Origin of the sequence: Pedobacter insulae (genome assembly GCF_900113525.1) — a bacterium.
Classification (GTDB): Bacteria; Bacteroidota; Bacteroidia; order Sphingobacteriales; family Sphingobacteriaceae; genus Pedobacter; species Pedobacter insulae.
Genome location: NZ_FOPP01000009.1, coordinates 103,023 through 127,768 on the forward strand (window position 1 = coordinate 103,023; position 24,746 = coordinate 127,768).

The following is a 24,746-nucleotide window of genomic DNA, read 5'->3' on the forward strand; positions in this document are numbered from 1 at the left end:
TTTCATTTATCTAAATATCGATACATTTCGCTCCCTGCAAGTAAGAAAGCACCTACGCCAAATCCGGCAGTTGAGTTGGCATTTACCACTTGACCTGGAATTGCTTTTTCGCCAATGGGTTGCACATAGCCAATACGCCCATCAGCTTGTAGCGCTTGTTCGCTAAGGTATTTCCATCCTTTTAATGCGGTTGGCAGGTACACTTTCTCTTTTAACAAGCCGTTGTTGATGCCCCATAATAAACCATAAGTAAAAAAAGCAGTTCCGCTAGTTTCTTTTCCCGGAGCCTGTAGCGGATCTAACATGCTCCGCGTCCAATAGCCGGCTGCTTGTTGACTTTTTAAAATAGCCTTGGCCATGGCCTTGTATCTATGCTCATATAGTTTGCGATGCGGATCACTGCTTGGCAAGTCCTTCAATACTTTCGCAAGTCCGGCAAATACCCATCCGTCTCCTCTTGCCCAAAAGTCTTTGACCCCATTTGCAGTTTTATGTTTGGGGAAGATATATTTGGCATCCCGGTAATAGAGATGCTCTTTTTGATCATACATCACACTATCGGCATAAAGAAAATACGTATGTAATTTCTCTAGATATAATTTGTTGCCTGTTAGTTTATACATTTTAGTCATTACTGGCATTACCATGTACAGGCCATCTGCCCACCACCAATAATCTTTTGCAGGCGTGCTCATTTGGTGTTCCATAACTTCTTTTGCTCTTGCAATTTTATAGGCTTCTGGAGCAAGGTGATATAGATCTATATAAGTTTGAAAGCAAATCTGCCAATCTCCAAATAGTACATGCTCATCGTTTTCGCCATAGCTATATTTCCAAGTTGCCTTGTTTGCAGATTTGGCACCCATCCACTTATTATGAACTGCCCATTTCTCTGAATAGCCTCTATACGTTTCATTTTTAGTAAGCTGATAAGCTTCCATGTTGCCTGTATGATAGGCTGCAATGTCCCAAAATGACCAGACCTCGGGCTTGTGTTGCTGCTGCCAATAGCTATTCGCTTTGTTTATCGCTGCCAATACATCGTCTTTGGTTTGCGCTGCCAGGCTTAAACTGGCAAAGAATAGGATGAACAAGAAGACCTTTTTCATTATTTTGCAACTTTTATGGGTTTGATGCCTTTGTGTGTTGGAATTACTAATTTAATGCTTCCGTCGGAATTAAATTCAAGCTTATCAATGCATACTTCCCGGTTATAGCCTGCAGCTCTGCCCATTTTTATGCCGTTTGGATAACTGAAACGATGGTAAACAATATACCATTCATCTTTTCCTGGAATTTGAATAACCGAATGATGACCCGTGCCAAAGATTCCTATTTCCCTATTTTTGGCTAACACCAAGTTGTTGGCGGGTACATTTATTGGTCCTAGTGGGGAACTAGATGTTCCGTAGCGAACCTGATAGTCTTCGCTTCTGGTATCGTTCTCAGACCATAAGAAATAATATGTTCCCTTGCGATAAAATACGTGTGTGCCTTCATTATAGGAAGGTGTGGGAGTGAGGATTTTTATTTGAGTGGTATCTATGGAGGTCATATCTGGGTTAAGTTTCACGCCAGCCATATAACCGTTACCCCAGTAAAGGTAATCGTTTCCTGTTTTTGGGTCGTTAAAAACAGCAGGGTCAATTTGTTGGCCTTTAGTTATTCCCAGGGGGAATGAGCTTATCAAGGGTTTGCCACTATCAACAAACGGACCGGTTGGGTTATCACCAACAGCCACTCCAATTTTTTGTGCTGCGGTGAAATAGTAAAAATATTTGTAAGTACCATTGATCTTTTTTTCGATGATGGTAGGAGCCCAAGCATTTTTCTGAGCCCAACTCACATCTTTAGGCAGATCTAAAATCACTCCTTCATCTTTCCAATTAATTAAATCAATTGAAGAAAAGGCTTTGAACGAGGTGCCCGACCAGCCTGTAAAGCCGTCACTTGTTGGATAGATATAAAATTTTCCCGTCTTCTTCGCATATATAATTTCAGGATCGGCATATAAGCCGCCTAGTAAAGGATTTCGAGCTTGCTGTGCAGTTGACTCTAAGTTTTTCGGCGCCTTCCATTTGTGCGCCAGGGTATTCGCCTCTTTTTGAGTAATGGGTAGTACCGTGCCATGACGTGGGTGGAAATCCATCGACACCTGATGGTCTGCGACGGTAAAATTTTCTAGGTCATTTGTGGTCGTAAATTGATATTTTCCCTTGATATACACATCGTACATCAAAACCCAGGTATCAGATTGGTTAAGTTTAAAAGTGCCAGCTCCTTCTACGGCTTCGTTGGTTTGTTGAAGATATTGAGGATTAACCATGGTGTATCCACCGGTAAGTTTACTTGAAACTGCTTTTTTGATCCCTGGTTTTTGATCTTCAGTTTTAAAAAATAGGTGGTACTTCCCATTTTTAAACACAATATCACCATCTATGCAGGCCGAATTGTCGGGACTAAAAAATAACTGCTGGGGAGTCGTCTCCAGGTCTGTAAAATCTTTATTAGCATAGGCATAATATATTTTATCGGGATCTTTTCCGAAGCGCATAGACCAGTAGACCATATATTTTCCGGCAGCAGGGTCATAAATGGTTTGCGGTGCCCAAACCCGGTTTACATGCGCCATTTCGGGAAATCTTTGCGGGATATTTATTGTTTGGGAAGTCCAATTAACAAGGTCTATAGATTTTAACAATACCATTCCAAAATTTGGTCCCCAACCGTTTTCCGCAACTTTCATATCAGTAACAACCATATAAAATGTTTTTCCATCATGACTTCTTAAGATATGTGGATCACGAACGCCACCAGTTGAACTTATTTTTTTTGGATCAATAACGGGGTTATTTTGGTTTAGCGCCCGATAAGTAAAGCCATCCTTACTCAATGCGAAACGGATGGACTCTTCACCTAGACCATTTCCGGCAAAATAGACAAATAAATACGCGCTTAACTTTTCATTTTTTGCCGTCTTTTGGCAAAACGCTTGGAGCTGAACACCTAGCAATATCAGTACTAACCAGTCTTTTATCTTGGATCTTCCTATCGTCATGTTTATTCTTTTTGCGTTTTAATTCGGATGATCGTAAATGAATAGGCTGCTAATTGTAGGTCGAATTTTTCAGAAACAACCTGATCAGCGTATAGGGGTTCTACGTTTTTGTCGGCCGCATTACCCGTTAGCGTGGTTTTAACGGCCTTAACACTTGTAGGGAGAATACCGTTAAGGTCTATTTTTGAATTGACTGCAATGGGAAGTAGGTTTACCAATTTCACAATTAGATCTTTTGTGAAGGGGTCGACCACAAAGGAATGGGCAATTCTATTTTTTACGGCATTCTGATTACTGGAAACAGTTATAGATGCGTCAATGTAGGTGGTTCCAGCATTTTGCCCATATAGTTTTTGAACCTGATAGCCAGTGGTGGGTTTGACCTCACTATTGTTAAAGTAAATTAAATTAGGGTTCCATTGGGTATGCCCTTCTTTGGCTAACATTGGTGCGTAAGAAGACATATGCACGATATCTCCATTACGTTCCAAAGCGGTTAGATAAAGCGCTTCACAAAGCGCAGTTTCTATGTTATTTGGACGGCCGGGTAAAAAGGCGGCGTACTCACCCAGATATACTTTTGATTTTGACCGATCATAGCGGTCATAATAGTCTTGGTTGTGAATAAACCAACCTGTATTTTGGTAATAATGTTCGTCAACCATTGGTACTTCAAGCTGATCGGCAAGTTTCCATCCTGCAACATAATCGGAGCCTTCGGAAAAGGGACCTACTGTACCTATAATGGTAATTTCTGGGTGTTTTTTTCTAACGGCGTTAAAGATCAGTGTGAATCTCTCTTTGAAAATATCACTTATAAGATCTTCATTGCCAATGCCAATATATTTAAGATTGAAGGGTTTAGGATGTCCAGCTTCCGCTCTTTTTTTACCCCACGGTGTATTTACACCACCATTGGCCCATTCTATCAAATCAAAAATATCTTGGATATAAGCGCCCATTTCTTCCATTGGTATGCCGCCTTGCTGCCCTGCGCCACCGGTAGCCGAATTTTGGCAGGGAACTCCGGCAGCTAGCACAGGCAGGGGCGCAGCCCCTATATCTTCACAAAACTGAAAATATTCGAAATACCCTAGTCCGGCAGTTTGGTGATAACCCCATAAGTTCCGTTGTGGAACGCGGCTTTCGAGTGGTCCGATGGTGTTTTTCCAACGATAGATGTTATGAATGCCATCTCCATGAGCTACACAGCCACCCGGAAACCTCACAAAACGAGGATTAATGGCCGCAACAGTTTGTGCCAGGTCTGCTCTCAAGCCGTTCTTGCGGTCTTTGAAGGTGTTTGTTGGAAATAAAGAAATCATATCCATTGCAAGCGTTCCATTCCCCATTGGGGTAAGCTCTAAGCTTGCGTTGTTGGCATTGTCGTTTGGCAGTAAACTGGCGTTGACTTGTTTCCAGTTGGTATGGCCGAGTTTTAAAATAGCTTGCGCCAAGATCTTTCCGTCATTTGCCACCAAACGAGCGGAGATGCGATTTACCTTACCTGCCAATGTCTTTGTAAAAAGTGAAAGATTGTACTTTTCTCCTTTTTTTAGCGTAATTCCATCAAAACCCTGGTTTGAAAGCGTAGTTTCACCTTGTTTAACCGTTAAAACGGCGTAATGAGGGTTGTTTACATGGAGCGGGTTTACGGAATCAACAGTAAATGAAGTTTGATCGCCCTTGATTAACCAGGAGTGTTTGCTTGTCCAGGTTTTATCGTACCCTTCCTTGTCGCTAAGTGCATATTCGAAGTCGCGGTTTTGGATCAGTTCGGCGTATAACCCACCATCTGCCGCATAATTGATGTCTTCGAAAAACACGCCGACTAACATATCGCTAATTTGCTTTGTGCGGTTGGGGTGCAAAGTGATGGTTGTGTTTACCTCTTTTAAATTAGCAAAACGGTGTGGATCTTGTGCTGTAGACTCATTATTTAGCTGGTCTTGATATTGTTTATGTTCGTAGGCTTTAATTAGGTCATCAACCGTGTGCCAGGCAACTCGATGAACCTGGCCATTTACAGGTGAACCAGCAATATGGATGCTTACAGTGGGATCGATAAATTGAGAACGAGTAATTGCGGTTGCATCGCTATAGGTTTTAAGATCTTTGCTGCGAAGCTGCAGGTATTTCTCGTTACTTGAAGCAAAAGAGACGGTATATTCCCCCGTTTTTCGATTGTGAGCAAGAACCGGGTTCAGCAAGTTTGTTGCATTAATGATCTTCGGGTAATGCTGCGGTTTCCAATTGATCAGGTCGCGGGATGTTGTGATTGCGAAAGAATTGTCACGATCGTTAACACTCCAGATGCAATGCCAATCACCATCCGGACTTTTTAATAAAAAGGGTTTGTACATTCGTTTTTCGGCTCCCCATCTTCCATAATCGGATTTTAGAAATCCATATTCATTTCCTATCATAAACCAGGTAGAGCGATTATTGCTCCATGCAAAATGCAATCCGTTTCTATGGCCGTTTTTTGTCGTAGTGTAGGAAAAAAGATAAACTGAATCAGGTTTTATGGAAGCTAACACCGTCTGCTGATCGAATAACAGGAAGAGAAGCCAAATCCCTACAAATAGTCTTTTCATTAAATAAGTTTCGTTTTTCAGGTTTGGAATTTGTTGCTAGATACAAAAGAGGTTTTTTTTAATTTAAACCAAGGGGGATAAATCATGCAAATTAGAGGGATAAACTATTTTATTGTCGGATTACCCTATGCTTATTAGCTAAATTGCCTCGATATTTCTTGATATAATCAGATGGTCTTATTCCAAATAATTTACTGAATTGTTCTCTAAAATACCTTACGTCATTAAATCCGCAAAGCAATGCGGTCTGATTTACATTGTAATCCGAACTGACCATTAATTGGGCGGCTTTCCGCAGTCTAATATATCTTATAAACTCGTTAGTGCTTTTTCCGGAAATGGATTTTACTTTTCGATACAAGAGAGAAGGTGAAGTGGCAAGTTCCTCCGCCAATGTTTTTACATTGAAATCAGCGTCGTCTAAATGTTGCTCGGTAATAGCGATACATTTTTCTAAGAATTCCTTGTATTCATTGGAAACCTTAAAATCTTCAGACTTCAAAGTAATTTCGTTAAAAAAGTATTTTTGTAAGGTGTTTCGGCTTTTTAAGAGATTCGCCACACGGGCTAATAAAATGTCCTTGTCAAATGGTTTGGTAATAAAATCATCCGCACCTTGTTCAATCCCTTTCAATTTAATTTCAGACGACGAGCTCGACGTGAGTAGAATTACCGGGATGTGGCTCAATTCTGGGTTCGACTTCACTTTCATACAAAGGTCAACACCACTTACCTCTTTCATAATCACATCCGTGATAATAATATCTGGCACATGCTTTTTAGCTGTTTCGTATCCTTGGCTTCCATCTTCGGCCTCGTAAATTAAGTAATCTGTTTTGAATATTTGTTTAACATAATTTCTGATCTCCTCATTATCCTCAACAATCAAGATAGCTTTTTTCTCAGTCGTTGCATCGAGATCAGGGGCTATCTGGGGCTTATCTTCCGCTTGCGTTATTTCTGTTAAAGCATCGATATAGATGTCTTCTTCAATAAGTTCCGGGATAAACCTTGCATGGTTTTGCTGCTCATGCAAAATATGGCCTGTATAGTGCTCACTTCCTTTTAATAAAGTTACTTTAAAATCGGTGCCCGATCCAACTGTGCTATCGTAACTCACATTTCCACCGTGGCTTTCTATGAATTTTTTGACTAAAAATAACCCAATCCCAAAACCAGTAGCCGAGTTTTGGTTTGAGTTTTGATAAAATCTCTCAAAGATCTTAGCACCAGTGCCTTCAGCAATGCCGGGTCCACTATCTATAACGTGTAGATCAATACTTTGTGCTCCCTCCTCAATTTTTAAAGTAATTGTGCCGCTATCTGGTGTGAATTTAAATGCATTAGCAATTAAGTTAAATAAAACGATTTCTATTTTCTCACGATCTGCATAGATGTTTAATGTTTTTTGGACGCATTGAAAGTTGAAATTTATATTTTTTGCTCTTGCCTGTTGGCTAAAACACACATAAATTTCTTTGCAAAAAGGGATAAGGTCAAATTTGGAGATTTTTAAACGTTCAACTTCTGATTTTCTGAACAGTAATAGTTGGTCTACTAGACTGAGCAATCTTCGCGCATTTCGATAAACGATAATCAGATCTTTCGAATCAACGTGGCTGTTTCTGCTGTTGATAAATTCTTTAATTGGGTTAATGATAAGTGTTAAAGGTGTTCGAAACTCATGCGAAATATGTGTAAAGAATGACAACTTATTTTCACTGAATTCTTGTTCTTGCTTGACCTTTAAATGGGCGAGGTCTATTTGATATTTTAAATAAGATTGGCGCTTTTGGTAAGCTATAAAGAGATATACCGTCGCCAAACCTAATGCAGCATAAAACGAATATGCCCACCAGCTACGGTACCAGGGGGGTAAAACTTTCACCGTGATGAGTTTTTCGTTATTCATCCATTGTCCTTCTGTGTTGGTAGATTTGATACGCAAATGATAGGTTCCTTCCGACAATTTAGTATAGGCTGCCGTTCTAAGTTTATCAGCGTAATTCCAACCTTTATCCCATCCCTGCATATAGTAGGCATAAGAAATCTTACCTGGTGCTGTGAAGTCTAACGCCGCAAAGTCGAAAGCCACTACAGCCTCATCAAATGGAATTTCCAATGCTTCGATTTGGTCGCCCTTAGTTTTGGTGATATAAGGGTCGGATGACGAGATGGCTTGATTATTTATTCTTAAACCTGTAATTAAAATGGGTGGAACGTTTTTACTTGCGCGGATGCTATCAGGATGAAAAATATTAAAACCTTTAAGTCCTCCGAACACCAGTTCGCCCGATTTCAATTTTAGTCCGGCATTATCCAGGAATTGGTTGCTCTGCAAGCCATCATCCTGATAAAAGTTAAGAAAAGTTTGCCTGGTAGGATTAAATTTAGACAAGCCACTAAAAGTACTGATCCATAGGCTTCCAGCATTGTCCTCCACAATACTTAAGATGGAGTTGTTGCATAAACCATTCAACGTTGAAAACCTTTTTTCTATCTTGCCTTCCTCTCTATTGAATAATATCAATCCACCCCCTTCAGAACCAATCCAAAAATTCCCTTTCTTATCTTCATAAATTACCCGAACCGGCTTTCCGATCTCATAATAAATATGTTTTTTAGCCTTCTTATCTATCTTAACCAACGCATGCGCATTACCTCCCCATAGCGTTTTATATTGGTCTTCTCTTATGGCTATCAAGTCCATTGCCAAGTTTTGATCGAATACTTCGAAACGGTTAAGTTTACGGTTTAAGTAATACAATCTTCCCTGAGAGAAAGTGGTAGCCCATAAAGTTTTATCTTGGTCCTCAAGAATTTGCCATATGTCTGTATTCTCTAGGCCTGTTGCCTGGTTAACGCATCGAAAATGTTCGAATGTTTGATCAGATCTATTAAATTTATTAATTCCGCCGCCAAAAGTTGCGACCCAAATGTTGCCCAAATAATCTTGTTTAATGTTGCTGACGAGGTTATTACTTAATGATTGGTTGTTTCCCGCCTGAAGTTTCAAATTGGTGAACTTTTTTCTTTTGCGGTCCCAGATGCTAATTCCCCCGCCATCGGTTCCGATCCATAGTTTACCATCAGCCTCTTCTAGAAATGAGGACGCGAAATTGTTGACTAATCCGTTTGGGTTTAAGGGGTCATGCGAGATGGTTTTAAAACTAGCGCCTCTTGAGGCAATCATTTTTATTCCCCCTTTTAAGGTGCCAATCCATTTACGACCTTCATTATCTTCATAAATTGCTTGAACTGGTTCGCTGTTCAGGTAATTTTTTACTCCACCTGTAGAAAGATGAACTACTTTTCCCTGTTTAGGATTTAGGATCATTACACCGGTTTCTTTAGTGCCAATCCATAGCTGTTGCTGTTTGTCAAAGCAGAGGGTTTGCACATAGGCCGCTCTTAAACCGTTAGTTGTTGTTTGATATGGTAAGGATATGCTGTTAGTGGAAATTTGATATTTGAATAATCCCTTAGTGGTTCCCAACCAGATATTTCCCTCTTTATCTGTTTCTATGCATGAAGCAGCCCGGATGGTTTGATTAATGAGCCGTAATTTCTTAGTCTTCATGTCGTAAACGCATAAACCAATTGGATCTATAAAAAGCCAGATTTGTTGACGATCTCCGATTTTGATAGCAGTTACATTATAATCAACTAGTGCTTTCCCATTTTGGTTAATAGGGATTTGCATAGCTGTGGGACTATTTTTGCTGCGAACCATTAAGCCCATTCCGTTGGTGCCTATTAACACGTCTCCATTGGGGGCGGTTTCAATTACATTTACGGGACCGCTTATTTTTTCTCTTTTTCCGGTGAGCTTATGGATCACATAGGCAGGGCTGAATTGGGAAGTAAGATTGTTGAAAATTCCAATCCCCTGCCCGGTACCAACCCACAAGTTATGTTGTTGATCTTCATTGATGGTATAAATATAATTGTGAGGTAGAGACGTGGTATCGCCCAGTTGGTTTCGGAATACTTTAAACTCGTAACCATCATAACGATTTAAACCGTCGTGTGTGCCGATCCACATAAAGCCTTTGCGATCTTTAAAAACACATCTAACCGAGTTATTCGAAAGTCCTTTTTCAATTCCTATTGAAACAATAGATGGATATTCGATTGCCTGTAAATTGGGAACGAAAAAAAGGGTGAGAAGAAAATAAAGAAAAATACCTCTCTTACCTTTAAGCGTCATAGTTCGTGATTTATATTTGGTTTGAATGTGCAGTATAGGCTAGGCCTCTAGCTCAAATATAATAATTCTTTTAATAAATGTTGAATTAACGTTTATTAAAAAAGGTTGCTATATCAGTATTGATAAAACCATAAGAATGTGTAACATTTCCATAAAATCGTCATCGATCCATCAGCATTGGGGCTTAGTTTGAAAGACGATGATTTGATGGTTCGTGCTTCGCAATGACGCTATTCTCAGATGTTCGATATAAAACGAAACGTTCGATATCGGGCATTTTTTATTTCACTTTATTTTTCAATTAATTAAATATCAGATGATTAAGTATGGCATTGGTCTTGTATACCAAGATCGTCACACCAAAGGTTTAAACTTAGAGGATGATGTGATTAAAAGAAGACTACATGGATACACCGATTGAAGAAAAAATTATTAAGCAACAGAAAAGGCGAAGCGTATTTATTATTTGTGCCGTTGTGATAGTCATTATGGCTACGGCTTGGTTTATCCGCTACTATTTTAAACCCACATTAACCAGTGCAGATTTTACGAGTGCAAGAGTAGCCACAGGCATGATAGAAAATACCATTAATGCAACGGGTGAGGTATTGCCGGAATTTGAGGAAATCATCGCCAGCCCAATTAACGCCTCTATTAAGAATGTACTAATTGATGCTGGCAATAAGGTAAGCATGGGTCAATCTATACTGACCTTAGATAAATCCACTACTCAAACGGACTATGAGAAGTTTCGGTTCCAAATAGAATCCAAGGAAAACGAAATTCGTAAGTTAAAACTCGATCTTGAAAAAAGCTTTTTTGATATAAAATCTAACAACGCTATTAAACAGCTTCGTATTAGCAATCTAAAAGATGCTGTTTCTTCTGCAAAGCGACTACTTAGCGCTGGTGGAGGTACGAAAGAGGATGTTGAGCGCGCCCAGCTTGATTTAAAAGTTGCAGAACTAGAGAAATTACAATTAGAGAATGAAATCAAAAGCAAACAGCAAACTATGAAAATTGAAATCAGGGAAGCTGAGATTGCCTTGGCTATTCAGGGCAACGATTTAAGAGCCCTTAAAAGAAAGCTTGATTTGGCGGAGGTAGTAGCGACCCGTGCAGGGGTAATTACCTGGGTAAACAAAAACATAGGGGCCAGCATTAGAGAAGGGGAAGCGTTGGTTAGAATAGCAGATTTGAGCGGATTTAAAATTGCAGGGAGTATATCTGACAACATGTTGGAACAGGTTAATAACCACATGGATGCCATTATTAGGGTTGGAGATAAATTACTTAGAGGAGTAATAGTGAACATTTCTCCTGCTGTAAACAATGGTGTCATTTCCTTCGACATTCAGTTAAGCGACAAAAGTAACACCGCATTAAGACCTAATCAAAAAGTAGATGTATTCTTGATTACCGATACTCGAAATGACGTTTTACGTGTGTCAAATGGAGCCGCTTTTAACGGGTCGAACTTACAGGAAGTATTCGTGATTAAAAACGGTATTGCCGAACGTAGAACTGTAAAAACAGGGCTCAGCAACTTCGATTATGTTGAAATATTAAGTGGATTAAAAGAAGGCGAGGAGGTCATTACTTCAGATATGAGCGCTTATAAAAACGTTAAGAAAATTACCATTGGATATTAACGATATGAGAAAACGAATTTTTATGTTGATGATGACAATAGTGATATGCCGAAGCGCTGTTGCTATACCAGCAGATACAATAACTTTATCATTAAAAGAGGTCGTAGCGATGGCAAAAACAAATTCTATTGCAGCAAAGCAGGCAATTACCACCAAGGAAACTAAATATTGGGAATGGCGTACTTTCAGGGCAAATTACCAACCGCAATTGTCGTTGCAAGGCATTTTACCAGGTTATACTAAAACCTATACACAAGTACAACAACCTAATGGAACTATTTTATTTCAACCAGTGCACAACGATAACTCATCACTTACCCTTAATTTTAGTCAGAGTATTGCCGCTACTGGGGGCACGATTTATGGTACAACACAACTGCAAAGGTTTGATGATTTTGACCGGAATAACGTTTTATACAATGGTATTCCCTATGGAATTGGCTACACCCAACCCTTATTGCAGTTTAATAGTTTGAAATGGGACAAAAAGATTGAGCCGTTAAAATTTGATGAAAGTAAACAGGCATTTATTGAGACGCAGGAAAAAATTGCGGTCACTGTAACTGAGTATTTCTTCGATCTATTGCTTGCTCAAGTAAACCTTTCTATTGCCGAAACTAATTTCGGCAATACTCAAGGTATTTTAACGATTGCCGAAACTAAATTTGAGCTCGGCAAAATCTCTAAAAATGAAATTTTGCAGCTGCAGCTGGAAGTTTTAAATGCTAAGAAAGCAGTGGGTACCGCAAATAGAGATGTAGAAATTGCGACGCTAAATTTACGTAGCTATGCCGGTATTAGTGGTGATGAGAAGCTCAAGCTCAACATGCCGGATGTGGTTGGCAAGATGACGGTTGCGGCAGATAAGGTATTGGAAGAAGCTTTCGAGAACCGTTCTGATGCCATTGCGTTTGTGCGCCGCCTAGCGGAGGCTAGAAGAGATGTAGCGAAAGCTAAGGGAGAAAATGGGCTTACCGCTACGCTAAGAGCGAATTTGGGATATTCCAATGCTAGCACCAGGATTTTCGACGTGTATCGCTCTCCAAAAAACCAACAAGCGATAGAATTGCAATTATCAATACCTATTATGGACTGGGGAAGGTCTAAATCAAGGACAAAAACTGCGCTGGCCAATGAGCAATTTATCACCTATACTGTTGAGCAGGATAAGCAAACATTTAAGCAACAAATTGTTACACAAGTTACGCTGTTTAACATGATGAAAGAGCAGATTTTATTAACGGATGCCGCAGAGAAAATTGCGGCCGAAAAATATAAGATTGCAAGCGAGCGCTACATACTAGGTAATCTTAGCATCACCGATCTGAGTATTGCTTTTCAAGAAAATGACCGTGCTAAAAGAGATTATGTGTCATCGCTCAGAGATTTTTGGGCAGCGTATTATCAGCTCCGTTATTTGTCATTATACGATTTTGAACAAAATAAAAAAATAACCTATTCATAAATTTTTATCAAATGATACGCTTACAAAACATAGAAAAAGTATACCGAACGGATACCGTCGAAACGCTAGCCATCAATGGCATCAACCTCCAGATTGCTAAGGGCGAATTTCTTTCCATTATGGGGCCCTCTGGTTGTGGAAAAAGCACCTTGCTCAATATTATGGGCCTATTAGATGAACCTTCTAAAGGTAGCATCAATATCAATGATCAGGATGTCAGCAAATTCTCTGATCAGCGATTAGCAAAATTTAGAAATGAGAAGTTAGGCTTTATTTTTCAGAGTTATCATCTGATCAATGATCTGCATGTTTTGGATAACGTAGAGTTACCACTACTTTACCGTTCTTCTTCAGCAAAGGAACGCCGGCAATTGGCAACAGCTGCGCTAGAGAAAGTTGGCTTAAGCAACCGCTTAAAGCATTTTCCAACACAATTGTCGGGCGGACAACGCCAACGAGTTGCCATTGCAAGGGCAATTGTAGGTAATCCACAAATTATTTTAGCTGATGAACCAACTGGCAACTTAGATAGCGGTATGGGGAATGAAATTATGGAGATCCTCATTAATCTAAACAGAAATGAGGGAACTACTATTGTAATGGTTACACATGATGAAAACATGGCGAACAAAACTCATCGGTTAGTTCGCTTATTTGATGGTTCACAAGTTCAATAAACCAGCTCATGTTAAAAAACTATTTTAAAATTGCAATCGCTGTATTGAAACGGAGAAGATTCTTCACGTTCATCAGTCTATTCGGAATCAGTTTTACCTTAACCATTCTAATGGTAGGTACTGCCTTTCTAGATAAAGTTATTAGTCCGGATTATCCCGATTATAAAAGAGCTCGCTCGCTCTACGTTACCACCATGGAATTAAAGAACTCAAAAGAAGGTTGGTTAAATAGATCGGATGTTTCTTTTTATTTTTTAGACCATTACGTTTCGACCTTAAAAAATGTGGAGATGATGGCTATTTCCTCTAATGCCAGAACATCAAATGCTTATGTAAACAACCAAAAGATCGTTATAGAATATAAATATACCAATGCCGATTACTGGAAGGTATTAGAGTATGCCTTTTCTGAAGGAAAACCATACACACAACAACAGATAGATAATGCCGAACAAGTAGCTGTAATTTCAGAACAAACTAAAAAGGAATATTTCGGAGATGCACCAACTGTAGTAGGGAAATATATCTCTGCAGATAATATTAACTATCGTGTGATTGGTGTGGTTGGTAATGTAGCTAAGACCCTTTTAAGTTTTGCGGGAGATCTTTATTTGCCATATACAATAGCGAAAGACGATTATAATAAACCTGGACTAATGGGAGGGTTTAATGCTGTATTATTGGCCAAATCAAAAGCAGATGTACCCAAATTAAAAAAGGAATTTGACCAGATGATGAAAAAAGTTCCATTGCCAGATAAGGAGTTCGACGAGGTATATTGCCATGCCGACTACTTTTTTACAAGTATGACCAGGAGAATTGCGGGGGATGGGAAGAATACGGGTATGTCTGTAGTCGTTGGCTTGCTTAGCATTTTTGTATTTCTGTTTTTATTGCTGCCTACCATTAACTTGGTGAACATTAATATTACCCGAATTTTAGAACGTTCATCAGAAATTGGCGTTCGAAAAGCTTTTGGCGCTTCTTCTAAAACATTAGTCTACCAATTTATTGTAGAGAATTTAATCTTAACTTTTTTAGGCGGTGTTATCGGACTATGCCTTTCAGTACTGGTTATTTATTGGTATAACGATATAGAACCAATAGAAAATGTCTACTTAAAGTTAAATTTTACGGTATTGTTTTACAGCTTTATTGCCTGCCTATTCTTTGGCTTGCTGTCTGGCGTATACCCAGCTTGGCGAATGTCTAAATTAAATGTAGTTAAAGCCTTAAAAGCACAATAACCCTTAAAGAAATTATCATGTTAAAACATTTATTTAAATTGATATGGAACAAACGCAAGCAAAACTTTCTGTTCCTTTCAGAAATATTAGTCTCATTTTTAGTCATTTTCGCAGTTTTTTCTTTCCTTACCTTTTACTATCAGAACTATACTAAACCTTTAGGATTTGATTATGAACGTGTATGGACGATCAATTACGATAACGGTCGGCTCACCAAAAATAACGACTCATTGCAAACATTTTATAGCAACTTGAGAAATTCTCTAAAAGCAATGCCGCAAATAGAAGAAGTAACTTATGCAAGCGCCAATTTTCCATATTCTAATAGCACCATGAGTACTGCTGTTAAAAAAAATGGGAAGAGGTTTGATAGAGTTAATTTTTATACGGCAGATGAAAATTATGATAAGGTGTGGAATGTAAAACTCCTATCTGGCAGATGGTTTAAGCCTGAAGATGCCGTTGGTAAAAACAAAAGCATTGTGATCAACGAAACTTTAAAGACCGCGATGTTTGGTAATGGAAGTGCAATAGGGCAACTAATTGGAGATTATGAAGACAAGGCTAAAATGAAGGTAATCGGGGTTGTTCAAGATGTTAAAACTAGTGGCGATTATTGGCCTGCGGGCAATGCGGTTTTTAATCGACTAGATACCGGATATTTAAAAGACATCAGAAATGTTTTAATTAAAGTAAGTACAGATGCAGATGCAACTTTCGAAAGCAATTTATACAAGTTTATGACCAATAACTTTAAGAATTCAACCATTGAAATTGGACATTTAAGCGAGATGCGCGATTCGAAAAATGAAGTCACTGTAATTCCTATGATTATTTTCATGATCATAGCGGCGTTTTTGGTTATCAATGTTGCGTTAGGACTGTTTGGAGTGCTTTGGTATAACATCAATCAGCGCAAAGGAGAAATTGGATTGCGCAGAGCAATTGGTGCCAGTGGAAACAATGTATCTTCGCAACTAATATTGGAGGCTTTGGTCTTAGCAACTTTATCACTGGTAGTGGGCTGTTTCTTTGCCGTTCAGTTCCCACTACTTAGTGTTTTCGATGTACCCTCAAGTGTTTACGTGATTGCCATGCTACTTGCTGTAGCTTTTATTTACTTACTGGTTTTTGCCTGTGCCCTGTATCCCGGCAAACAGGCTTCGGGCATTCATCCGGCTATTGCATTGCATGAAGAATAATACTTATCTTAACTTTGTATATGATATTGATTGTTGATGACGATATAGCAGTAAGAACTTCGCTAACGCTTCTGTTAAAAGGGGCTGGAAATGAAGTAATTACAGCGAGTAGTGCCGCTCAGGCTTTTGAACTTGTACAAGTTCAAAAGCCTGAGCTTGTTATTTTGGATTTGAATTTTTCTATCGAAACCTCTGGCGACGAAGGTATGAGTTTACTTAAACAACTCCGAGTGTACGACAGTGTTTTGCCAATCATTTTAATTACAGGCTGGGCCAGTATTGATTTGGCGGTTAAGGGTATGAAACTAGGGGCGAATGATTTCATTCATAAGCCTTGGAATAATGATTATGTTTTACAGGCCGTAGGAACATTGTTGCAATTAAATGGCCACAAAAAGAGCACGGCGAAAACTAGAAGGGAACTCGACAAAAAGTATCAATTCAAGCAGATTATTGGAGAAGACCCGAGTTTGTTGAACATCTTAGGCATTATAGGGAGAGTTGCAGCTACCAACGCTTCGGTGCTCATTACTGGCGAGAGTGGAACAGGCAAGGAATTGATAGCCGAAGCTATTCATGAGAACAGTACCAGAGGAGGAAAACCCTTTGTAAAAGTGAATTTGGGAGGTATTTCCACCTCTTTATTCGAAAGTGAGATGTTTGGTCATGTTCGTGGAGCCTTTACCGATGCACGGTTTGATAGGATGGGTCGTTTTGAAATGGCAAATAAAGGCACCATTTTCCTGGATGAAATTGGAGATCTAGAAGCCAGTAGTCAGGTTAAACTGCTAAGGGTTTTGCAAGATAGAACCTACGAGGTTTTAGGGAATAGCAGAACTAAAATGGTTGATACGAGAGTAGTGTGTGCTACGAACAAAAACTTAAATGAAATGGTTCAAATGGATACTTTTAGAGAAGATCTATTGTACAGAATCAATTTGGTAACCATCCATTTGCCGGCACTTCGTGAGCGAAAAGACGACATACCCCTGCTGGTTAATTTTTTCATAAATAACCTTAAAGAGATCTACGGACGGCCCCAACTAACCGTCGCACCAGCTGCAATGCGTTGGCTTCAACAATTACCCTTGCCTGGTAACATTAGGCAACTCAAAAACTTAGTGGAACGGACTGTACTTATAAGTGATAAAAACGAGCTGACTACTGATGATTTTCAGGGACAGGTAAATCTATCGCCCCTGAAGAACAACGAAATTAAACTACCGGGGGTAGGCTCTATAACGCTCGATCAAATGGAAGCTGAAATGGTAAAACAAGCCATGAACTTCCATAAAAATAGGATTACCAAAGCTGCCGCCTCTTTAGGGATTACTAGAAACGCATTATATCGTAGGTTGGAGAAATATCAAATTCCTTTTAATGAAACTGAAGACTAAATATATAAGCTTTATGGTAGCTATTCACTTGACTTGTCTGGTGATGAGCTATTTAATTTTTGAAGAGCATAAAGTCATATTTATCTTAGCAGAAATGGTTATCCTCATCTCTATGCTTATTTCTTTGAGCCTATATAAGCAACTAATCAACCCGCTCATTTATTTAAAACAAGGCGTAAATGCTATCAAGGACCAGGACTTTAATGTGAAGTTTTTAGCTACAGGACAAGAAGAAGTTGATGAACTGGTGAACGTTTATAATAAGATGATTGATGAGCTGAGAATGGAACGTACCAAACAACAAGAACAGCACTTTTTTCTCGAGAAACTGATACAAACCTCTCCCACAGGGATTGTGATCCTAGATTATGATGGAGCTATTAAGCAGATTAATCCTAAAGCAAAAGAAATAATAGATATAGCGCCCAATTTACTGGAACAATCGCAAACTCTGCAAATGGGGCTCGCAAAAATTATCAGGATAGGTGGCCTTCGTAGCTATAAAGTTCAGAAATCTAAATTCATAGATCGTGGTTTCGAACGTACGTTTGTAATGATAGAAGAAGTAACTGCTGAGATTTTTGAAGCAGAAAAGAATGTTTACAGTAAAGTTATCCGCATGATGGCCCATGAGGTGAATAATACTGTAGGACCTGTAAATTCTATCATGAATTCTGCATTAACATTCACAGAAAATGACGAGCCGCTACATAATGCTTTGCAAGTCGCCATAGATAGAAATCAGAATTTAAATATTTTTATGCGCAACTTTGCCGATTTAGTAAAGCTTCCGGCCGCAAATAAAAAGCAGATTGATTTGGTAAGCCTCTTAAAATCATTGGCCGAACTCATGCTTTTTTCTGCTAAAGAGAAACATATTAAGTTTGAATTAGCTTTGCCTAATGAACCTTATCATATCCTGGCCGACGTCCAACAATTGGAGCAGGCACTTATCAACGTTGTCAAAAACGCAATAGAGGCCATCGAAAAGGAGGGGTTGATTTGGATAACTTTAGACCCTATTAAACAACAGCTAGTCATTGCCGATAACGGCAAAGGAATAGGTAAAGAATACGCCGAACACTTATTCAGTCCGTTTTTTAGCACCAAAAAAGATGGACAAGGCATTGGTCTGACGTTGGTACGGGAGATTTTGCTAAATCATGGATTTGCATTTTCATTAGGTACTGAAGAAAGGTTAACAAGATTTAAGATGGAAATGGCATAAAGGGCAAACTAAAATAAAAGGTGGAGCCAATATCTTCGTTACTAACTACTTCAATTTTACTGTCGTGACGTCTCAAGATTTCGGAAACCAAATATAAGCCTATGCCAAAACCAGATACTGTTTTTAACTTCTCATTATTAGCACGATAAAAGCGTTCGAACAAATGCTTTTGATCCTCTAGGTTTATACCAATCCCCTCATCACGAACGGATATTATTACATTTTCGGCTTGTTTTTTGCATGCTAAAGTAACATTACCTCCATTTGGTGCATATTTTATAGCGTTCGTAAGTAAGTTGTTGAGGACCTGACCAAGTTTGTCACGATCTCCATTTAGCCAAATAGATTCGCAATTAACAAACTCAATATGATGTTTGGAAGATAAAAATTGTACATCTTGGATACTTTCATTTGCTAAAGCTTGGAACTCGAATATCTTTTTGTGAATAGACATTTCCCCTTCTTCTAACCTAGCTACACTCAAAAAGTCATTAATCATCAAGCTCATTTTTTTAGTCTGCACTTCTGCTCGGGTCAATGCTTTAATATTAAAATCGTTAGCTTCTTTTTTAGATTTTGCTAGTAGTAATTGAATATAGGAGTGGATTGTAGTTAATGGTGTTTTGAGTTCATGGCTAACCACAGCTACAAAATCATTCTTTCGTTGTTCTTCCTGCTTTTTATAGGTAATATCTCTCATAATTTTCGAGATGCCTATGATTTGTCCTTCCTTATTTTTAACAGGAGAAATAGTTAATGATACGTCGATCAGCTTACCACTTTTTGTGAGCCTTTTTGTTTCAAAGTGTTCAACACGCTCACCGTTTTTTAATCTCGAAATTATCTTCGGCTCTTCATCCTTTCTATCTTCAGGAATAAGTTTGTAAATTTTTTCACCAACAATTTCTGATGCGGTATAGCCCAGAATTCGTACTGCCGATTCATTCCAGCTTGTAATAGTACTTTCCAAGGTTTTGCTGATAATGGCATCATCCGATGATTCGATAATTGCGGCTAATTTTGCACTCTTCTCCTCGTCTTGTTTAAACTGTGTAGTTTCTATGCAAATTACCAAAATGCCGCCAATATTTCCGTCTAGGTCTCGTATCGGACTATAAGAAAAATCAAAATAGCAATTTTCTAACTGTCCATTTCGCTCAAGTGTTACCATAAAGTTTGGGAATCCTACAGACTCACCTTGCATTACCTGCTCGAACATAGGACCTATCGTGTCCCAGATTTCTGCGTAAGTATGCTTTGCGCTATCGCCCATAGCCGTTGGATGTTTTGTTCCATTTATTGGCCTAAAAGCATCATTATATAGTTGAGTGTAATCCTTTCCCCAGCAAATAAGTACAGGTAAAGTCGTGCTGAGCATCATGCTTACAGTTTGTTTTAATGCAATAGGCCACTGTTTTGCCTCACCCATTGGCGTGTCTGCCCAATTGATAGAACGAATATATTCGCCCATCTCACCGCCTTCTTGTAAGAAGGCCTGTCCATTATTTTCTAAAATATAGTTTTCGTTCATTACTTTTATACCTCAAGCATGTCGTCTCGATTAAAATAAGTAAAAGAAAGTTAATTTAGCAAATAAAACACAGTTATATTTAACCACCCAAGAACACGCACATGGAACATGTTTTAGATAACCCCATTTATCATGCTTTACGGACTAAGCATCAATTATATGCAATGGGGAGCGATGAGGCAAACTATTATATAGAAGATGTTGCTCCTTTTGCAGGATTAAAGAACAATTCACTTGCTGATTTAGCGGATCTTTATAAGATAACCGCTCCGGAAAGCAGTTTTGTTGTTTTTACACCAACTGCTTATAAAATTCCTGACGAATGGAAGCTGATTGCACAAATCGATATGTTTCAAATGGTTTATGATCATGCTCATGTACCAAAGGATGTAGATGGGGATTTTGAAGATCTTCATGATCAACACGTTGATGAAATGATTGAACTTGTTAAGTTAACGCAGCCTGGGCCATTTAAATCCAGAACTATTGCGTTGGGAAATTATACTGGCGTGTTTAATCAGGGGAAATTGGTTTCGATGGCAGGTCATCGTTTTCACCCTGCCCCCTATATAGAAATCAGCGCAGTATGTACCCATCCAGATCATTTAGGAAATGGCTATGCCTATCGCTTGTTGCGAGAGCAGGTTAAAAGAATTTTAGCCCAAGCTCAAATTCCCTTTCTTCATGTTAGAAATGATAATCTCGCTGCGGTTAAACTTTATCAAAAGCTGGGATTCGAGGTTAGAACAGACATGCTTGCCTATGTTTTGCAGAAACAATCTAATTTGGAGAAATGAAATACCCAACAAGATTTAACAGTTGAAAATATTTGATACACAACACCATAGTATACTAAACCTTAGTTATAAGCTTTTGTAATTAGTACTTGCTATTTTAGACCGAATGGTCTATATTTGATTTATGATATCAAAATCTGCGCAAACAAAGCAATTTATTATTGAGAAAGCAGCGCCGCTATTTAACAAAAAAGGTTTTGCGGCCACTTCCATGAATGATATCCTAACCGCTACTGGTTTAGCAAAGGGAGGGGTGTATGGTAATTTTGAAAGCAAGGAAGAGATTGCTTTAATGGCTTTTGAATATGCTAACGATTGTTTGATGAATGCTTTGTCTGGTAAAATTAGGCAAGAAGTTTCAGCATATGATAAGTTGGTAGCTATTTTTAATTTCTATTATAATTATAGCATTGATCCAGTATTAGAGGGTGGTTGCCCTTTATTGAATACGGCAATTGATTCGGATTTTAACTTTCCGGAGCTGAAAGAAAAGGCTGCTCAAGCGCTAACTAAAATGTTGGGCTCCTTAGAATATATTATTAACAAGGGTATTTCCAATAAAGAATTTCGAAAAAAAGTTAATGCAAAAGCAGAGTCAAGTTTAATTTTTTCGGTGATAGAGGGGGGGATGATGATGAGCCGCCTAAATGATGATCCAAGATATCTGAACAATTTACTTGCTTACCTTAAAGTGCATGTCAAAAATTATAAAAAGAAGTCATAAAAGACCAATTGGTTTAAAACTGGAGTATGAACAAAGAACTTCAATCTTTACACACGGTTCGCTTTAGCGACTGTGATTTATTCGGACATTTAAACAATGCCCGTTACCTCGATTATTTTTTAAATGCTAGAGAAGATCATTTAAGAAACCATTACGAAATGGATCTATCCACTTATTATCAACAAGGGGTAGGTTGGGTTGTGGGAAGTCACGAAATCAATTATATCAAGCCTGCTAAATATAATGAGCAAATTTGCATAAAGAGTTCGCTTATAAAGGCGAGCGAGCAGTATCTTTTGGTAGAGCTGCAAATGTTAGACGCGGGACAAAGTGCGATTAAGGCGGTTATGTGGACCCGTTTTATTCCAGTTGATGTTAAAACTGGACGAAGGGCAAACCACTCAACAAGTTTTATGGAATTTGCGAAAAGCATTGAACTGGAAAATACATTTGCAGATGGCACCATTAAGGAGCGTATTGTAAGATTGTTAACAGAAAGGAAAATTTCCTTAAACGCTTAAAGAATGGTTCTAAATTGAAATGATTTTGAGGACTTTCATCCTATTCCCCTAGTTTTGCGCTTAAATAAACAATCTAATGGCTACAACAAAACTTACAATAAACAACAACGGATCAGTGAAGATAGAAGGCGATTTTGAAATCGTTGACAGAAATGGAGACGCTTACGGCTTAGCAGGTAGAAACGTCTTATCAATATGCCGTTGTGGCTTGTCACAAAATAAACCTTTTTGTGATGGTTCACATAATGGTCATTTCGAACATGAAGCTGTAGCTTTTAATCTTCCACCAAAAAAGGTTTAAATACTATTTCTTTTTTTCACTCAATTTTCTGTGTAAGAAATTTGCCGTTGCCTCGCTAACTTTAACCGCATTAGAGAACTTCATCCAATGATGGGTGTCGTCTGGGATGGCTAAGTACTCGAAATCAAAGTTCTTATTTTCAAAGCGTCTGGCTAAGTCTACACTCTGACTGAAAGGAACATTTCTATCATCGTCTGCGTGGATAAGCAAGGTGGGTGACGTCCAGGTACTCAAATACGTAAGTGGTGACGATAGCAGTACTCTTTCTGCTGCTAATTTGGCGTCTGGCGCAATCTCATTTCTTTCGGCGGTGTCGTTGAATCTACTATTTACCCCATGAATATCTACTCCGGCGGCGAATAGTTTCGAATCTTTCCCCATTGCTAGAGCCACTAAATATCCTCCATAAGATCCTCCGTAAATGCCTATTCTATCTGCATCAATTCTAGATTGATTTGCAAGCCATTCACCTGCCGCTTTAATATCTTGGTATTCCGCTGCACCCTGTGCACCTGCGTTTAAAGGCTTATGAAACTCGTAGCCATAACCGATACCAAGCCTGTAATTTACAGATAATACTACGTATCCTAAGCTCACTAAGTATTGATTTAAGGCGTAGTCGATGGAATAATAGTCCATATGGTTCCAGCCTAATAACATTTGTCTTTGTGGTCCGCCATGCACATAAACTATAGCTGGCTTTTTACGCGGGCCCTTAGTTGGTGTAAATAACTGTCCGTAAACTGTTCCTCCATCTGCGGCCTTGAAAGTTACATGGGTAGGTGTTACTAATTCTTGACCAGGAAACTCCTCGGGTACCAGATTTTCAGCTAATAACACCCGTTGTTTGCTTTGCTCATTAAGCACTGCCGGTAGTACAGGCTGTTGTGCAGTTGCACTTAAATAGGCAATATGAGCTTGATCTCCTATAAATACCGGAAGTGTTTCTAGACCCGTTCCAGCTGTTAAAGCCTGCATATCTGCTTTGTGAACTGAGACTTTGTATAAATGCCTACGATCGATATCGTCTTTTTCCTTGCCGGTATTGGCGCTAAAAATCAACGATTTCTTATTCGGGCTAAGCTTTACGTGCTCCACCATAAAATCGCCCGGAGTTAGTAATGTTTGTTGCGAACCATCCAGGTTAATTGAATAGAGATGCGGCCATCCATCCTCATAAGACGTAAAGACTAACCGATCAGCAGCCCATAATAGGTTCGCTCCACCTGCTACCGGGGGAATAGAACCTTGCGGTGTTTGTGGAGCCTTCCAGATCTGTTTTCCTACGCTAATTTGAATATTAACGCGCCATATGGCCCAGGGAGTATGTTTTCTACTTAGAATTGGATCCGGTGAGCCTCCGATGCCCGGGTTTCTAATGAAAGCGATTTCGGTTCCATCGGGCGACCAGCGCGGTGAATTATCCCTTGAAAACGAAGGTAAGAGCCATTGAATTGGTGTTTCGGCATTGCTATAAATGCCTATAAAGGAATGATCATCTCTACTTGATACAAACGCAATTTTTGACCCGTCTGGGCTCCAGCTAGCCGAACCATTAGATCCTCTGGCGTAAAACAAGTTTTTAGGAGGTGATGATCCATCAATAGGGCTCGACATAATTTGGCCGCTCTTGGTAAAAATTAGCTGAGTGCTATTTGGTGAAATAACGGGGTTGTCGCCTTCCCCAATTACATTTATTTTACCCCCTCCAAAGGGGATGGTCATAACCTGTACTTTTGGCGCCATTGGCATTGAAGCTGCATTAACGGGAGTGGTTCCTGCTCTTGAACCATGATCGCCACCACGCACAAAAACAATCCACTTTCCATCATCTGAAATCGCTAAACTGGTAAGTTCCTGCCCATCATCATAATTGTAATCTGTTATTTTAATGGGATTAAAACTAGGGCCTTCGGCTACATATATATTTCTTTTCCCTTGTTCATTCATGGCCCAGGCAATTTTAGACCCTTTAGCGGCTGCCGTAAGTTCTGAAGGGAAAGGGTAACTTAAAACAGATTTAACAGTGAAGGTTTGGGCATGGCTACCACATATCGTAGCTACGAACAAAGCAAAATATAAACAGATTCTTCTTATCATAGATAAACGTTTTTTCCAGGTATAAAAAAACCCTAGTGT

The 24,746-nt window shown here is 39.0% G+C and carries 17 protein-coding genes; 11 read left to right on the forward strand and 6 right to left on the reverse strand.

The window, feature by feature from the left end; all coding sequences use genetic code 11:
• Window positions 1-2: 2 nt before the first annotated feature.
• From BM207_RS14855 to BM207_RS14870, 4 genes are all read right to left on the reverse strand, one after another.
• Complete coding sequence (locus BM207_RS14855; protein ID WP_090995971.1) at window positions 3-1,109, reverse strand: glycoside hydrolase family 88/105 protein; 1,107 nt, start codon at window positions 1,107-1,109, stop codon at window positions 3-5.
• Window positions 1,109-3,058: a glycoside hydrolase family 43 protein gene (locus BM207_RS14860; protein ID WP_090995974.1), complete on the reverse strand. Its 1,950-nt coding sequence runs from the start codon at window positions 3,056-3,058 to the stop codon at window positions 1,109-1,111. The genes BM207_RS14855 and BM207_RS14860 overlap by 1 nt, the downstream gene beginning before the upstream one ends.
• Before the next feature lie 2 nt (window positions 3,059-3,060).
• Window positions 3,061-5,655, reverse strand: a complete 2,595-nt coding sequence (locus tag BM207_RS14865; RefSeq protein WP_090995977.1) for an alpha-L-arabinofuranosidase C-terminal domain-containing protein — start codon at window positions 5,653-5,655, stop codon at window positions 3,061-3,063.
• A gap of 109 nt (window positions 5,656-5,764) precedes the next feature.
• Window positions 5,765-9,865 carry a hybrid sensor histidine kinase/response regulator transcription factor gene (locus BM207_RS14870; protein ID WP_090995981.1) on the reverse strand — a complete coding sequence of 1,367 codons (4,101 nt, stop codon included), beginning with the start codon at window positions 9,863-9,865 and terminating at the stop codon, window positions 5,765-5,767.
• 404 nt (window positions 9,866-10,269) lie between these two features.
• Between BM207_RS14870 and BM207_RS14875 the strand changes: the two genes are divergently transcribed.
• From BM207_RS14875 to BM207_RS14905, 7 genes are read left to right on the forward strand one after another with little or no spacing between them, the layout of a single operon-like run.
• A complete protein-coding gene (locus tag BM207_RS14875; protein WP_090995984.1) occupies window positions 10,270-11,517 on the forward strand; it encodes an efflux RND transporter periplasmic adaptor subunit in 1,248 nt (415 codons plus the stop codon).
• Window positions 11,518-11,521: 4 nt separating this feature from the next.
• Window positions 11,522-12,982: a TolC family protein gene (locus tag BM207_RS14880; RefSeq protein WP_090995987.1), complete on the forward strand. Its 1,461-nt coding sequence runs from the start codon at window positions 11,522-11,524 to the stop codon at window positions 12,980-12,982.
• 11 nt (window positions 12,983-12,993) lie between these two features.
• Window positions 12,994-13,659 carry an ABC transporter ATP-binding protein gene (locus tag BM207_RS14885; protein WP_090995990.1) on the forward strand — a complete coding sequence of 222 codons (666 nt, stop codon included), beginning with the start codon at window positions 12,994-12,996 and terminating at the stop codon, window positions 13,657-13,659.
• A gap of 8 nt (window positions 13,660-13,667) precedes the next feature.
• Window positions 13,668-14,906, forward strand: coding sequence for an ABC transporter permease (locus BM207_RS14890; RefSeq protein WP_090995993.1), 1,239 nt, complete (start codon window positions 13,668-13,670; stop codon window positions 14,904-14,906).
• 17 nt (window positions 14,907-14,923) lie between these two features.
• Window positions 14,924-16,108: an ABC transporter permease gene (locus BM207_RS14895; RefSeq protein ID WP_090995996.1), complete on the forward strand. Its 1,185-nt coding sequence runs from the start codon at window positions 14,924-14,926 to the stop codon at window positions 16,106-16,108.
• A 20-nt stretch (window positions 16,109-16,128) separates the two neighbouring features.
• The gene (locus BM207_RS14900) at window positions 16,129-17,505 is read left to right on the forward strand and encodes a sigma-54-dependent transcriptional regulator (protein ID WP_090995999.1); all 1,377 of its coding nucleotides are present in this window, start codon (window positions 16,129-16,131) and stop codon (window positions 17,503-17,505) included.
• Window positions 17,489-18,733: a sensor histidine kinase gene (locus BM207_RS14905; RefSeq protein WP_090996003.1), complete on the forward strand. Its 1,245-nt coding sequence runs from the start codon at window positions 17,489-17,491 to the stop codon at window positions 18,731-18,733. The genes BM207_RS14900 and BM207_RS14905 overlap by 17 nt, the downstream gene beginning before the upstream one ends.
• On the opposite strand, the gene BM207_RS14910 is transcribed toward BM207_RS14905, so the two are convergent.
• On the reverse strand, window positions 18,714-20,264 hold the full coding sequence (locus BM207_RS14910; RefSeq protein ID WP_090996006.1) for a PAS domain S-box protein: 1,551 nt from the start codon (window positions 20,262-20,264) through the stop codon (window positions 18,714-18,716). The genes BM207_RS14905 and BM207_RS14910 overlap by 20 nt on opposite strands.
• A gap of 101 nt (window positions 20,265-20,365) precedes the next feature.
• On the opposite strand from BM207_RS14910, the gene BM207_RS14915 reads away from it, so the two are divergent.
• The 4 genes from BM207_RS14915 to BM207_RS14930 all read left to right on the forward strand — a co-directional run bounded on the left by BM207_RS14915 (window position 20,366) and on the right by BM207_RS14930 (window position 22,607).
• Window positions 20,366-21,061, forward strand: coding sequence for a GNAT family N-acetyltransferase (locus BM207_RS14915; RefSeq protein WP_090996009.1), 696 nt, complete (start codon window positions 20,366-20,368; stop codon window positions 21,059-21,061).
• Between the two features lie 124 nt (window positions 21,062-21,185).
• Window positions 21,186-21,785 carry a TetR/AcrR family transcriptional regulator gene (locus BM207_RS14920; protein WP_090996012.1) on the forward strand — a complete coding sequence of 200 codons (600 nt, stop codon included), beginning with the start codon at window positions 21,186-21,188 and terminating at the stop codon, window positions 21,783-21,785.
• A gap of 26 nt (window positions 21,786-21,811) precedes the next feature.
• Window positions 21,812-22,306, forward strand: coding sequence for an acyl-CoA thioesterase (locus BM207_RS14925; RefSeq protein ID WP_090996014.1), 495 nt, complete (start codon window positions 21,812-21,814; stop codon window positions 22,304-22,306).
• 76 nt (window positions 22,307-22,382) lie between these two features.
• The gene (locus tag BM207_RS14930; protein WP_090996017.1) at window positions 22,383-22,607 is read left to right on the forward strand and encodes a CDGSH iron-sulfur domain-containing protein; all 225 of its coding nucleotides are present in this window, start codon (window positions 22,383-22,385) and stop codon (window positions 22,605-22,607) included.
• A 3-nt stretch (window positions 22,608-22,610) separates the two neighbouring features.
• Here the strand turns inward: BM207_RS14930 and BM207_RS14935 are convergent, their stop codons facing one another.
• Window positions 22,611-24,707 carry a S9 family peptidase gene (locus BM207_RS14935; RefSeq protein ID WP_090996019.1) on the reverse strand — a complete coding sequence of 699 codons (2,097 nt, stop codon included), beginning with the start codon at window positions 24,705-24,707 and terminating at the stop codon, window positions 22,611-22,613.
• Window positions 24,708-24,746: the final 39 nt, after the last annotated feature.

What these genes read in the sequence shown, in the direction of transcription:
- BM207_RS14880 (WP_090995987.1), top strand. Translation starts at nt 11,522, where the DNA reads ATGAGAAAACGAATTTTTATGTTGATGATGACAATAGTGATATGCCGA.
- BM207_RS14905 (WP_090996003.1), top strand. Translation starts at nt 17,489, where the DNA reads ATGAAACTGAAGACTAAATATATAAGCTTTATGGTAGCTATTCACTTG.
- BM207_RS14860 (WP_090995974.1), bottom strand. Translation starts at nt 3,058, where the DNA reads ATGACGATAGGAAGATCCAAGATAAAAGACTGGTTAGTACTGATATTG.
- BM207_RS14890 (WP_090995993.1), top strand. Translation starts at nt 13,668, where the DNA reads ATGTTAAAAAACTATTTTAAAATTGCAATCGCTGTATTGAAACGGAGA.
- BM207_RS14885 (WP_090995990.1), top strand. Translation starts at nt 12,994, where the DNA reads ATGATACGCTTACAAAACATAGAAAAAGTATACCGAACGGATACCGTC.
- BM207_RS14925 (WP_090996014.1), top strand. Translation starts at nt 21,812, where the DNA reads ATGAACAAAGAACTTCAATCTTTACACACGGTTCGCTTTAGCGACTGT.
- BM207_RS14915 (WP_090996009.1), top strand. Translation starts at nt 20,366, where the DNA reads ATGGAACATGTTTTAGATAACCCCATTTATCATGCTTTACGGACTAAG.
- BM207_RS14910 (WP_090996006.1), bottom strand. Translation starts at nt 20,264, where the DNA reads ATGAACGAAAACTATATTTTAGAAAATAATGGACAGGCCTTCTTACAA.
- BM207_RS14870 (WP_090995981.1), bottom strand. Translation starts at nt 9,865, where the DNA reads ATGACGCTTAAAGGTAAGAGAGGTATTTTTCTTTATTTTCTTCTCACC.
- BM207_RS14865 (WP_090995977.1), bottom strand. Translation starts at nt 5,655, where the DNA reads ATGAAAAGACTATTTGTAGGGATTTGGCTTCTCTTCCTGTTATTCGAT.
- BM207_RS14935 (WP_090996019.1), bottom strand. Translation starts at nt 24,707, where the DNA reads ATGATAAGAAGAATCTGTTTATATTTTGCTTTGTTCGTAGCTACGATA.
- BM207_RS14875 (WP_090995984.1), top strand. Translation starts at nt 10,270, where the DNA reads ATGGATACACCGATTGAAGAAAAAATTATTAAGCAACAGAAAAGGCGA.
- BM207_RS14855 (WP_090995971.1), bottom strand. Translation starts at nt 1,109, where the DNA reads ATGAAAAAGGTCTTCTTGTTCATCCTATTCTTTGCCAGTTTAAGCCTG.
- BM207_RS14920 (WP_090996012.1), top strand. Translation starts at nt 21,186, where the DNA reads ATGATATCAAAATCTGCGCAAACAAAGCAATTTATTATTGAGAAAGCA.
- BM207_RS14895 (WP_090995996.1), top strand. Translation starts at nt 14,924, where the DNA reads ATGTTAAAACATTTATTTAAATTGATATGGAACAAACGCAAGCAAAAC.
- BM207_RS14900 (WP_090995999.1), top strand. Translation starts at nt 16,129, where the DNA reads ATGATATTGATTGTTGATGACGATATAGCAGTAAGAACTTCGCTAACG.
- BM207_RS14930 (WP_090996017.1), top strand. Translation starts at nt 22,383, where the DNA reads ATGGCTACAACAAAACTTACAATAAACAACAACGGATCAGTGAAGATA.